Origin of the sequence: Brevibacterium sp. FAM 27836 (assembly GCF_051351055.1) — a bacterium.
Taxonomy (GTDB): Bacteria; Actinomycetota; Actinomycetes; order Actinomycetales; family Brevibacteriaceae; genus Brevibacterium.
Genome location: NZ_CP195711.1, coordinates 1,783,863 through 1,795,065 on the forward strand (window position 1 = coordinate 1,783,863; position 11,203 = coordinate 1,795,065).

General features: G+C 66.1%; 11 protein-coding genes. 3 read left to right on the plus strand and 8 right to left on the minus strand.

The features are described 5' to 3' along the window. The first annotated feature begins 100 nt into the window (after positions 1-100). Positions 101-1,987 carry a Stk1 family PASTA domain-containing Ser/Thr kinase gene (pknB, locus tag ACSE4D_RS08065; protein ID WP_436327026.1) on the plus strand — a complete coding sequence of 629 codons (1,887 nt, stop codon included), beginning with the start codon at positions 101-103 and terminating at the stop codon, positions 1,985-1,987. 58 nt (positions 1,988-2,045) lie between these two features. Here the strand turns inward: pknB and ACSE4D_RS08070 are convergent, their stop codons facing one another. The 4 genes from ACSE4D_RS08070 to ACSE4D_RS08085 all read right to left on the minus strand — a co-directional run bounded on the left by ACSE4D_RS08070 (position 2,046) and on the right by ACSE4D_RS08085 (position 4,230). Continuing rightward, the gene (locus tag ACSE4D_RS08070) at positions 2,046-2,558 is read right to left on the minus strand and encodes a GyrI-like domain-containing protein (RefSeq protein WP_426936875.1); all 513 of its coding nucleotides are present in this window, start codon (positions 2,556-2,558) and stop codon (positions 2,046-2,048) included. A 97-nt stretch (positions 2,559-2,655) separates the two neighbouring features. Beyond that, positions 2,656-3,300 carry an anthranilate synthase component II gene (locus ACSE4D_RS08075; RefSeq protein WP_426936876.1) on the minus strand — a complete coding sequence of 215 codons (645 nt, stop codon included), beginning with the start codon at positions 3,298-3,300 and terminating at the stop codon, positions 2,656-2,658. A 14-nt stretch (positions 3,301-3,314) separates the two neighbouring features. Continuing rightward, on the minus strand, positions 3,315-3,491 hold the full coding sequence (locus ACSE4D_RS08080) for a hypothetical protein (RefSeq protein WP_425119258.1): 177 nt from the start codon (positions 3,489-3,491) through the stop codon (positions 3,315-3,317). Next, positions 3,484-4,230 carry a class E sortase gene (locus ACSE4D_RS08085; protein WP_436327027.1) on the minus strand — a complete coding sequence of 249 codons (747 nt, stop codon included), beginning with the start codon at positions 4,228-4,230 and terminating at the stop codon, positions 3,484-3,486. The genes ACSE4D_RS08080 and ACSE4D_RS08085 overlap by 8 nt, the downstream gene beginning before the upstream one ends. Positions 4,231-4,796: 566 nt before the next feature. Here ACSE4D_RS08085 and ACSE4D_RS08090 point away from each other — a divergent pair. Next, entirely contained in the window at positions 4,797-5,486 is a 690-nt protein-coding gene (locus ACSE4D_RS08090; protein ID WP_426936877.1) for a cell division protein CrgA, read from the plus strand. A 291-nt stretch (positions 5,487-5,777) separates the two neighbouring features. Here the strand turns inward: ACSE4D_RS08090 and ACSE4D_RS08095 are convergent, their stop codons facing one another. After that, a complete protein-coding gene (locus tag ACSE4D_RS08095) occupies positions 5,778-6,473 on the minus strand; it encodes a rhomboid family intramembrane serine protease (protein ID WP_436327028.1) in 696 nt (231 codons plus the stop codon). 63 nt (positions 6,474-6,536) lie between these two features. Then, on the minus strand, positions 6,537-7,079 hold the full coding sequence (locus ACSE4D_RS08100) for a peptidylprolyl isomerase (protein ID WP_425119122.1): 543 nt from the start codon (positions 7,077-7,079) through the stop codon (positions 6,537-6,539). Positions 7,080-7,219: 140 nt separating this feature from the next. On the opposite strand from ACSE4D_RS08100, the gene ACSE4D_RS08105 reads away from it, so the two are divergent. Continuing rightward, positions 7,220-8,008 (plus strand): hypothetical protein, encoded by a 789-nt coding sequence (locus ACSE4D_RS08105; RefSeq protein WP_426936879.1) that lies wholly within the window; start codon positions 7,220-7,222, stop codon positions 8,006-8,008. A gap of 153 nt (positions 8,009-8,161) precedes the next feature. Here the strand turns inward: ACSE4D_RS08105 and ACSE4D_RS08110 are convergent, their stop codons facing one another. Together ACSE4D_RS08110 and argS are read right to left on the minus strand one after the other, a co-directional pair. Next, the gene (locus ACSE4D_RS08110; RefSeq protein ID WP_436327029.1) at positions 8,162-9,463 is read right to left on the minus strand and encodes an MFS transporter; all 1,302 of its coding nucleotides are present in this window, start codon (positions 9,461-9,463) and stop codon (positions 8,162-8,164) included. Further along, on the minus strand, positions 9,460-11,199 hold the full coding sequence (argS, locus tag ACSE4D_RS08115; protein WP_436327030.1) for an arginine--tRNA ligase: 1,740 nt from the start codon (positions 11,197-11,199) through the stop codon (positions 9,460-9,462). The genes ACSE4D_RS08110 and argS overlap by 4 nt, the downstream gene beginning before the upstream one ends. Positions 11,200-11,203 lie beyond the last annotated feature (4 nt).

The following is an 11,203-nucleotide window of genomic DNA, read 5'->3' on the forward strand; positions in this document are numbered from 1 at the left end:
TGAACGATCACGAGAAGCGAAGAGTTTGCAATACTGAGAACTCAACCCGGAACGGGCGAGACCGAACCCACCGACCGGGTGAGACAAGCGGAGGACATAGATGACTGAACCCAAGGTGCTGTCGGGGCGTTACGAAGTTCGTGCGCTCCTCGGCCGTGGGGGCATGGCAGAAGTGCACGAAGGCGTCGACAACCGGCTCGGCCGCCGCGTCGCCATCAAACTTCTGCGGTCCGATCTCGCCCGCGATCCTTCGTTCCACACCCGACTCAAGCGTGAAGCGCAGTCCGCGGCCGGTCTCAATCATCCCGGCATCGTCTCCGTGTACGACTCCGGTGAGGAGGAGTTCGTCGAATCCGGCGGCTCGTCGGTGTCTGTGCCCTTCATCGTCATGGAATACGTCGAGGGCCAGACCCTGCGCGAAGTGCTCAACGAGCACGGCACGCTCACCGTCGACGAGGCGCTCAACGTCATCGCCGGCGTCCTCTCCCCGCTCGAATACTCCCACCGCAACGGCATCGTCCACCGCGACATCAAACCCGCGAACGTCATGCTCACCCCCGAGGGTGACATCAAGGTCATGGACTTCGGCATTGCGCGGGCGCTCAAGGACAACTCCGGGCTGACGCAGACCCAGTCCGTGGTCGGCACCGCCCAGTACCTGTCCCCCGAGCAGGCCCGCGGCGAGGTCGTCGACGCCCGTTCGGACCTGTACTCGACCGCCTGCCTGCTCTATGAGCTGCTGGCCGGTCGTCCCCCGTTCGTCGGGGACTCACAGCTGGCCGTGGCCTACCAGCACGTCGGAGAGACCCCACAGCCGCCGAGCTTCTACAACCAGAACATCCCGCCGGCCGTCGACCGCCTCGTCCTCCACGCTCTGCTCAAGGACCGCGACGCCCGCTACCAGGACGCCTTCACCTTCCGTGAGGACGTGCTCGCCGCCCGCGACGGGCGTCCCATGAGCTTCGAGGACGACGCCGACGCCACACAGGCGTACCCGATGATGGCACCGCCGATGACCGCTCCGATGGCCCATGCCTCCGACGCCGAGGCGGCACCCGAGACCGGGCCGATGTCGGCGATCATGACCAACCAGGAGGAGCGTCCGCCGCAGAAGCGGTCGCGCGCCTGGGTCTGGATCGGCAGCATCTTCGTCCTCCTCGCCCTGGCCGCCGTGGCCCTGTGGGTGTACGAGATCAACAAACCCCCGGAGATCGTCGAGGTCCAGGTCACCGATGTCGCCGGCATGGATGCCGAAGAGGCCGAATCCGCGCTCATCCAACAGGGACTGAGAGTCGACACGGACGAGCAGTACAGTGCCGACGTCGACGAAGGCAAGGCGATCGAGACCGATCCTCCCGGCGGTCAGACGGTCGAAAAAGACAGCATCGTCAAGCTGATCGTCTCTTCCGGTCCCGAATCCGTGAAGGTCCCCGACGTCTCCGGAAAGACCGAGGAAGAGGCCCGGAAGATCATCAACGACGCGAAGCTGCAGGCCGGCACCCACATCTCGCAGAACTCTCCGGATGTGGAGAAGGGCGTGGTCATCGAGACCAAGCCCGGTGACGGTCAGGAAGTCGATGTCGACTCGAACGTCGACCTCGTCGTGTCCTCCGGAATGGTCAAGGTCCCCGATGTCACCGGCAAATCCGCCGAGGAAGCCTGCAAGATCCTCGAGGGCGACGACTATCAGCTCGGCTGCAAGACCGAAGAGGTCGAAACGGCCGATCACGACGAGAAGAAGGTCTACGAGCAGTCCGCCACCGAAGGCAGCGAGGTCAAGCAGGGCAGCGAGATCACGGTGAAGGTGGCCAAGAAGCCGCCGGAGCCCTCACCGTCCGTGCCCTCGATCCCCGGTGGCATCCCGACCTCACCGAGCGATGACGACGCCGACAGCGATGGCGGCGGAGACGACGGCAAGGACGATAAGGACACCGACTCGATGGGCGGCGGACTCTTCGACGGCTGGGCCGACGCCTCCGGGCACTGAGGTCCTGCCGCCGCTGAGGTAGGTCCTGCCGCGCCCGCGAGGGCGCCTCTGCCGGGTCTCAGTCCAAGGTGATGAACAGGTCCGTGCGCAGTTCGGCCGGATCCGCCTCGGGGCCGGGTTCGGTGACATAGAGTTCGATGAACGGCAGACCCGGATGATGACCGGCGGCCACCGCTTCCTTGAGCAGCTGTGCCCAGGTCTCTCCGAGTCCGTCGTAGCCGCCGATGTGGCTGCGCACGGCCATCGAACCGGCCGGCAGCTGTGAGGGGATGACGATGCGTCCGCCGGAGATCGGCTGGGCGTTCGTCAGCCCCGCGGAGATGGGGATCCCCACCTGCAGATCCACGGTTTCGCTCGGCTGCCGGGTGTAGAGGGCGAAGGCCGGTCCCGCGGGTTCGACTCCCGCTTCGGACAGGACGGGGAAGATTTCGGAGAACGTGGCATCGAAGAGCGCCGGCAGCTCGGCCATGGCCACGTCCCGGGCCTCGACGACCGCGGCCGGGGTCCCCGGCACTTCGAGCACGGTGAGTTCAGTGAACGGTTCTTCGCGCAGATAGCTCGGTTCTGACATCGCGGTGGCCTCCTTGCGCACTGTGATCGTTGTGCACACGATCCTAACGATCGGCCGCCTCGGCGAGAACCCCGAGCACGCAGGTCGGCGGGAATTCTCAGGCGATCGCGGTCGCCAGCGGAGACATTCCGGCCGCTGCCTGGGCGGCACCTGCGAGACCGCACACCTCGAGCCAGTTGCCGAGCATGAGGTATCCGTGTTCGGTGAGGACGGACTCCGGGTGGAACTGGACGCCGAACAGCGGCTTGTCACGATGTTCGATGGCCATGACGATGCCGTCTTCCGTGCGGGCGGTGACGGTGAACCTCTCGAGGTCGAGGGTCTCGTCGACGATCGCCAGGGAATGGTAGCGGGTCACGGTCAGCGGGCTCGGGCAGCCGAAGAAGATGCCCTCGCCGTCGTGGCTGATCACCGAGGTCTTGCCGTGCATGAGCACGGGCGAATGCGTCACCTGCGCGCCGAACACCTCGCCGAGGGCCTGATGGCCGAGGCAGACGCCGAAGACCGGCATGCCCGCGGATTCGGCCCAACCCAGCAGGGACGGGCACACACCGGATTCGGCGGGAACGCCGGGCCCGGGGGACAGAAGCACACCGTCGTAGGCGCTCACGGTCTCCGGCATCGTCTCGGCGGGGATGTCGTCATTGCGGACGACGTCGACCTCGGCGCCGAGCTCACGCAGGTACGACACGAGCGTATAGACGAAGCTGTCGTAGTTGTCGATGACGAGGATCTTGGTCATTGCTCTCCGTTGCGTCATTGTCCGCCGTCGGTCACGGTCGCGTTGTTGAAGGGCATGTAGGGGGCGATGACGGGGAAGACGTACTGCATGAGCAGCAGCACCACCGCCGCGATGAGGATGAGCGCGAGGATGAGCTTGACGACCCAGTTGCCGGGGAGCAGTCGCCAGATGAGCGCGTACATGTCAGGCACCACCGTCCTTGCTGACCTTGTCGTAGGCCTTCGAGTCCTTGATGTTGTCGGGAGCTCCGTCGCTCGCTGGAGTCCAATCGGTGAGTTCGGCGTAGGCGACGTAGCGTTCCCGTGCGGAGAACATCGGGTTGCAGGCCGTCATCGTCAGGATCCGGTCCTTGCCCTTGTAGTCGGGTTCCTTCGGCACCGGGGCGAGGACCTCGACGGCGTCGGGCAGGATGATGTCGAAGTTGCGGAAGGTGTAGGTGTAGAAGCCGTCCTTGGTCTGGACGATGATCTCATCGCCGGGCCGCAGGTTCGCGATCTCGTTGAACGGCTTGCCGTAGGTCACGCGGTGGCCGGCGACGGAGAAGTTTCCGACTTCGCCGGGCATCGCCGAGTTCGGGTAGCGGCCGACGCCCATCCGGTTGAGCACGGGTTCGAGGTCGACGCCTTCGGCGACGGTGCGATAGTAGTCGTCGCCGAAGCGGGGGATGTAGAAGATGCCGAAGGCGTGGTTCTTGTCCACCGGGTCGGCGACGACGGGTTCGTCCGGGTCATCGGGCAGTTCGTTGGGGTCCTGGTTCGCCCAGTCCTGCGTGAGTTCGTCGGCGAGGACTTCGTTGTCGCGGTTGGCCTGGATGTCCGTCCACCACAGTTGCCAGACGACGAACAGGATGAGGATGAGGCCGGCAGTGATGCAGAGTTCGCCGAAGGTGCGGATGGTGCCGCGGATCGGACCGAGTGGTTCGCGCTGCACGGGCTGGCGCCGACGCGACGTCGCCGCCTGCTCCCTCCGGGATCGGGGCGGGGGCACCGGATGCTGGGGTGGGTGCTGGGCCGAATGCTGAGGTGGGTGCTGAGACGTTTCAGGGGCATCGGAGTACACAGCCGTCGGCTGCCCCTGTGCCGCGGCCGCTTCGGCCTCACGGCGACGCAGTTCGCGCCGGCTGAGCAGCGGCTGGTCACCGTGGGCACCGGTCGGCTGCGAAGAGTGTGGAGGCTGTGACGGCGAGGTCTGGCTCTGTGCAGGACGGATAGTGGGTCGCGTGGGCGGATTCGCGCCCGGTTCGTTACCCGAGGAGGAACTATTGACCACTTCTGCTCCGTGACTGTCACTGCGTTGTCGGGGCTCGTCCGGCAGTCAAGCCAGTACACCCCTATGCACTTTATCCTATGAGAATCACCGTTCGGAGCGCGTTCGGGGCGCTTTCAGGGTAGTCGGAGTTTTTCACTGTGACCTCCCTCGCGAGTAGACTGGTCACCGATTGTCCCCAACCATTCATCCGGCGGCCCCTGCAGCGGTCGACCGTCAAAGGAGTACTCGTGGCCAAGTCCAAAGGACGGACCCAGCGCCCCCAGCGCACTTCTCGCACATCGTCGGCGGCAAAGGCCCAGCAGGCAGAGGCCACCGACGAGGTCGAGGCTGTCGAGACCGAAACGGTCGACACCGAGGCGACAGAGGCAGAGGGCACCACAGAGACGGTGAACGAGACCGAGTCCGAGGACACTGAGTCCAAGGAGCCCGAGTCCCAGGAAGCCGGGTCCGACGAGGCTGCGGAGTCGGATCAGGCCGCGCACGAGGACGATGAGAAGGCTGCGGGTAAGGACAAGAAGTCTGTGGAGAAGAAGACCGGGGAGAAGAAGACCGCGGCTGCGGACTCGGCGAAGTCCAGCGCATCGAAATCCGGCACTGCGAAGTCCGGCGCTGCGAAGGCGTCGACATCGAAGAGCGCGTCCACCAAGCGCACCTCCCGGTCGGGCAATCCGGCCAAGCGTTCGCAGGGCCGCAAGACCGCAAGCTACACCTCGGCGACCGGCCAGCAGACGATCAAGCCGAACCCGAGCTGGTTCCTGCCCGTGCTCATCGGCCTGCTCGTCGTCGGACTCATCTGGCTCGTCACCTTCTACATCACCCAGGGTGCTTTCCCCGTCGAGGCCTGGGGCAACTGGAACATCCTCATCGGCTTCGCCTTCTTCGTGGCGGGGCTGATCATGTCCACCCGCTGGCGCTAGATCGAGGCGCCGGCGGGGCCGGCCTCGCCCGTACCGACTCACCCCGTGTTCATGACATCGGTGTCAACAATCCACAGGGGATGAGTTATACCCAAGCCGGGTGCGTCAGTTGTGGATAACCTATTTTAAGCCTCTGACCAGGCTAAACACACGTATGTAAGTTATCCACGTTGTGGACAGAGCCTGTGGACAAATAATTTTCCACCGCGGAATGCACACAAGACGGCTTTAATCTGCTATAAGCCTTCGTCGGTTCCGCGCCCGGCACCTGGTGCCGGATCCTCCGCCTGGTCACAGCCCCAGACCGAACATCCTCCAGGCCCCGCCCGCCGTCATGAGCACCATCAGCGCGAGCGCGGTCAGGGAGAAGACGAGGCTGCGGCTCCGCTGCGGACCGAGCAGTCCCGCGCAGCCGAGGACGAAGCCCGTGAGCAGCCCGCCGAGGTGGGCCTGCCAGGACACTCCCTCGACGAGGAAGCCGTACCCGAAGTTCAGGGCCACGAACACCACCACTCCGACGATGTTGCGGTCGAGGCAACGGCTGGGCACGAGGAGGACGCCGATGATCGCGAACACCGCTCCCGAGGCGCCGATGTGGTGAGTCACCCAGTCGCGGCTGAAGGGTTCGGCGAGGACGAGCACCATCGCCGAACCGCCCACGGTGCCGAGGAGGTAGATGAGAAGGAACTTCCCACGCCCCAGAGCCCTCTCGACGAACGACCCGAAGAAGAACAGTCCGATCATGTTCGCGAGCAGGTGGAACGGGTTCGGCTCCTCGTGGACGAGGGCGACCGTGAGGATCCGCCACGGCTGTTCGAGTGTCAGCGCCGGCACGAAGCCCAAGCGGTGAACCAGGTCGAGGGCGGGGATGAGTTCGGCGAGGAAGGCCACCGCGGTGACGATGAGGATCGTGCGGGTGACCATCGGAGGGGATGCAGAGAGGGCCCGGCCGGTGTCCCGTGCCGAGCCCTCGTCAGGTGTGTCCATCACACCATCGTACTCAGTGGCCCGTCAGTGTCTGAAGAGCCTGCGGTCCATGGAGGACCCGTCTCACTTCTCGGTGATGTCGACCTTCTCGATGACGACCGGTTCGACCGGCTTGTCCATCGCAGCGGTGGGCACGCCCTCGATCTCGTCGACGACCTTCTGACCGGCTGCGTCGGCGACCTCACCGAAGATGGTGTGCTTGCCGTTGAGCCACGGGGTCTCGGCGGTGGTGATGAAGAACTGCGAACCGTTGGTGCCGCGTCCCATCTGCTTGCCGGCATTCGCCATGGCCAGCAGGTACTTGCGATCGAACTGGAGCTCCGGGTGGATCTCGTCGTCGAAGGTGTAGCCGGGGCCGCCGGTGCCGGTGCCCAGCGGGCAGCCGCCCTGGATCATGAAGTTCGAGATGATGCGGTGGAAGCCGAGTCCGTCGAAGAAGGGACGCTTGGTCGGCTCACCGGTCGAGGGATCCGTGAACTCACGCTCACCCTGGGCCAGCTCGACGAAGTTGGCCACGGTCTTCGGGGCGTGGTTTCCGAAGAGGTTGATGGTGATGTCACCGTGGTTGGTGTGCAGGACTGCTGTATGCGTTGCGACTGTAGTCATGTGCTCATTCTTCCACGCCGCGGCGGTGAATGCAGTTTCGCACCGGCTCCATTGCCGAGTCTGTCAGGCTATCTGCAGACAATTCGAGGACATCCGCTGTCCACAGGTCTTCCCGTAGGCCGTAGACTGGCACTGATCACTTGACCACCGACATCGAAGGATTGGGAACGTATATGTCGAAGAAGCCCACTCGAGATCAGCTCAGTTCGAAGCTCGATTCCGCGAAGCAGACGTCACTCCGAGTCCTGGCAGATGCCAGCGAGAACGCGGCCCCGAAGCTGCGTGAGGCCGCTGACAAGGCTCGTCCCCAGGTCGAGGCCCTGGCCGGCCGGGCAGAGGAGTTCGCCGAAAAGGCGCGCCCGCAGGTCGAGGCTCTGGCCGACAAGGCCAACGATCAGGTTCACTCCTGGGCCGACAAGCTCGAGGCCTACCGTCCCGAAGCAACCGAGCGCGCCGGCAAGTTCGCCTCGAACGCCGCGAACTCCCTGGCCGGCGTCGAGACCCCGAAGCTCATCGATGACCTGGCCGTCCGCCTCACCGGCGACAAGAAGGCCATGAAGAAGGCCCGCAAGGCTCTCGCCGGCGCCGGGAAGCGCATCGAGAAGGACACCGCTCGCAAGTCCGGCGGCGGCAAGGCCGCACTCGTCTGGACCCTCGTCATCGGTTCGGCCGCCGGAATCGGCTACTACGTGTGGAAGAAGGCGCAGCCGGTCGAAGATCCATGGTCGACCCCGCTGCCGAACAACCGTCCCGCCGATGCTCGCCCGGTCGGGTCGACCCCGGCTTCGCGTCAGGGCGCGACCACCCAGGTCTCTCAGACCTCGGTGCCCTCGACGAAGGCGCAGGGCGAGGACGAGGTTCCGGCTCCGAAGCCGGTCGTCAAGCCCGCCGAGGCGCAGGCCGGCGAGGATTCTGACGCCAAACACTGAGACCGACCACGCGGCGCTGATTCCGTCGGCGTCGAGTGTGTGAAGCGAACCGATCGGTTCGCCTGAAATCGCCGAGGCGGCCCACCCATCCGGTGGGCCGCCTCGGCGCATCTGTGCCCGGAATCTCCCCGCTAGGCTGCTGCTCGGCAGGTCCTAGTCGTCGGCGTCGAGGACTTCGCGTCCGGCCGGACCGCCGCGAGGGAACCCTCCGGCACGGTGGGCGGCCAAGAGTCCCGTGATCGTGAAGGCCAGAGTGGCGGCGAGGACGAGCAGCAGCGGAGCCGTCCATCCGCCGGTCGCCGTGTTGAGCCAGCCGGCGAAGGGCGGAGCCAGGGTCGCGGCGAGGTAGCCGCCGCCCTGCACCCTGGCCGAAGCCGAAGCGGTCTGTGCATCGCTGCCGGCGGTGCGGGCGATGATCGAGAAGATCGCGGTGAAGCCGCCGCCTTGGGCGATGCCGCCGGTGATCGCCCACAGACCATAGGCTCCCGGTGCCAGCAGCAGGCCCACGGGCAGGGACAGCCAGAGGCCGGCGACGATCGCCACGGGCATCCAGGGCTGCGACTTCGCGGCGAGCAGCGGGACGCCGAAGGCACCGAGGATCGCCGCGATCTGGAACAGAGAGGCCGTGCTGCCGGCCGTGGCCGGGGCCAAGCCGATGGTGTCGGCCAGATAGCTCGGCAGCCACGTCGTCGTCGTGTAGTAGGCGATGGACTGGCCGGAGAAGGTGATGATGAGCAGGGCGATGATGCCGCGGAAGGCGGCGGGCGCCTGGCTCCACTTCTGCTTCGATGCGGGAGGGGCCGCCTCGGCGGTGGGGTCCGTCTCGGTGCCGACGGTCGCGGCTTCGGCGGCCCGCGCCGCTTCCCTGCCCCGGCGGATCCTCACACGGATGAGGACCATCCAGAAGCCGAGGCCGATGAACGCGAGCAGCGCCCACGCGGCCAGGGCCCAACGCCAGCCGAAGGCCGCGGCCAAGGGCCCGGTGCCGATGAGTGTGGCCATCGAACCGATGTTCATCATCGCCGAATACAGGCCGGTGACCATCGACACCTGTTCCCACGGAACCTCACGGCGGATGATGACGGGCACGACGATATTGCCCAGGGTGATCGCCACACCGATGATGCCCGTGCCCGTAAGCACGAGCCAGGACGGACCGACCGACCGCAGCACCGTGCCCACCAGCACCCCGGTCAGGCAGGCGAGAACGGTGGTTTCGGCGCCGAGGCGGGTGATGAGCTTCCCCGCCAGAGGGGTGGCGAGCGCGAACAGGAGGACCGGCAGTCCAGTGAGCAGACCGAGCCCGGCCGCGCTGAATCCCGTGCCCTCCTGGATCGCGGGCAGGATCGCGGTCGGCGCGATGATCGGGGTGCGCAGATTGAGCGCCAGGATGATGATGCCCAGGACGATCCAGGGCAGCATCCTCTTCGCGGAGGATCGGGGAGCGGAGCTCACATGCGCTCGGGGACGCGGATGCCGAGCACTCCGAGACCGGCTTCGAGGACCTTGAGCACGATCGTCGACAGGCGCAGACGGGAGTCCCGCAGCTCCTCGGTCTCGGCGATGAGCACCGGGCACTGCTCGTAGAACGAGGTGAAGCCCTGAGCGAGGTCGAACAGGTAGGTGCACAGACGGTGCGGCGCGGAGCCGGCGGCCGCCTCGGCGAGGACATCGGCGAAGCCGAGGAGGATCAGCGCCAGCTCACGTTCGGCCGGCTCATCGAGGCTGATCGCCGCGTTCTCGACGCGGGCCGTCTCGACTCCCTCGGCTTCGGCCTTGCGTCCGATGGAGCGGATGCGGGCGCCTGCGTACTGCAGGTACGGGGCGGTGTTGCCGATGGGCGCGAGCATCCGGTCGAGGTCGAAGGTGTACGAGGTGTCGTGGGCGACGGAGAGATCGGCGTACTTCACCGCACCGATGCCGACGATGCGTGCGACCTCTTCGGCCTCCTCGGCGCTGAAGTCGACGTTCGAATCGGCCAGGGTCGTCTTCGCCCGGGCCACGGCCTCTTCGAGGAGTTCTCCCAAACGCAGCGGGGCACCGGAGCGGGTGCGCAGGATCTTGCCGTCGGAGCCGAGCACATTGCCGATCTTCACATGTTCGGCTTCGAAGGTCTCGGGCAGCCACCCGGCTTCGCGGGCGACGGTGAAGATCATCTCGAAGTGCATGGCCTGCGGGGTGCCGACGACGTAGAGGGCACGGTCGACGCCGAGGTTCATCGCGCGGTTGCGAACGGCCGCGAGGTCGGTCGTGGCGTAGCCGTAGCCGCCGTCGGACTTGCGGATGATGAGCGGCAGGGGTTCGCCGTCCCGTCCGGTGAAGCCTGCGGGGAACACGCACAGGGCCCCGTCGGAGATGCGGGCCAGGCCCTTGGACTCGAGTTCGTCGCAGACCTCAGCCAGGACGTCGTTGTAGGTGGACTCACCGGCGAGGTCGTCGTCGGTGAGCGTGACGTCGAGGAGGGAGTAGATGCGGTTGAAGTATTCGCGGGAGTATCCGACGAGTCTCGTCCACAGTCCGAGGGTGTCTTCGTCGCCGCCCTGGAGCTTGACGACGCGGGCGCGGGAGCGGGTGGCGAAGGCCTCATCCGAGTCGAATTTCGCCCGCGCCGCCTGGTAGAAGGCGTTCGGATTCTCCGACACCTCGGCGGCGGCTTCGGAGTCGACGCCGACGTCGAGGAGGTGCTCGATGAGCATGCCGAACGGGGTCCCCCAGTCGCCGATGTGGTTCTGGCGGATGACTCTGTTGCCGAGGAATTCGTGGGTGCGGGCCAAGGCGTCGCCGACGACGGTGGTGCGCAGGTGCCCGACGTGCATCTCCTTGGCCACATTCGGTGCCGAGTAGTCGATGGCGATCGTCTTCGGGTCCGTGTTGACCGCGGCCTCTGCCGCCGATCCGGCGGCAAGGGTGTCGGCGAGAAACTCGGGCGTGAACGTGAGGTTGATGAAACCGGGGCCGGAGATCTCCGGGGGCAGGCAGATGTCGGCGAGGTCGAGGTGTTCGACGATCTGCGCGGCGATGTCACGCGGCTTCGACTTCAGCTCCTTGGCCAGGGGCAGGGCCACATTGGCCTGGAAGTCCGCGAACTGGCTGCTCCTGATCACCGGGTCGCGTCGTGCGAAGTCCTCACCGAAGGCATGGGCGAGGGCGGCGGCGAAACGGTCCGAGAGCACAGAAGTCAGAGATGGCATGAGC

Excerpts from the sequence above, each read along its gene's own strand:
- pknB (WP_436327026.1), top strand. The coding sequence starts at position 101 with ATGACTGAACCCAAGGTGCTGTCGGGGCGTTACGAAGTTCGTGCGCTC.
- ACSE4D_RS08070 (WP_426936875.1), bottom strand. The coding sequence starts at position 2,558 with ATGTCAGAACCGAGCTATCTGCGCGAAGAACCGTTCACTGAACTCACC.
- ACSE4D_RS08075 (WP_426936876.1), bottom strand. The coding sequence starts at position 3,300 with ATGACCAAGATCCTCGTCATCGACAACTACGACAGCTTCGTCTATACG.
- ACSE4D_RS08095 (WP_436327028.1), bottom strand. The coding sequence starts at position 6,473 with ATGGACACACCTGACGAGGGCTCGGCACGGGACACCGGCCGGGCCCTC.
- ACSE4D_RS08100 (WP_425119122.1), bottom strand. The coding sequence starts at position 7,079 with ATGACTACAGTCGCAACGCATACAGCAGTCCTGCACACCAACCACGGT.
- argS (WP_436327030.1), bottom strand. The coding sequence starts at position 11,199 with ATGCCATCTCTGACTTCTGTGCTCTCGGACCGTTTCGCCGCCGCCCTC.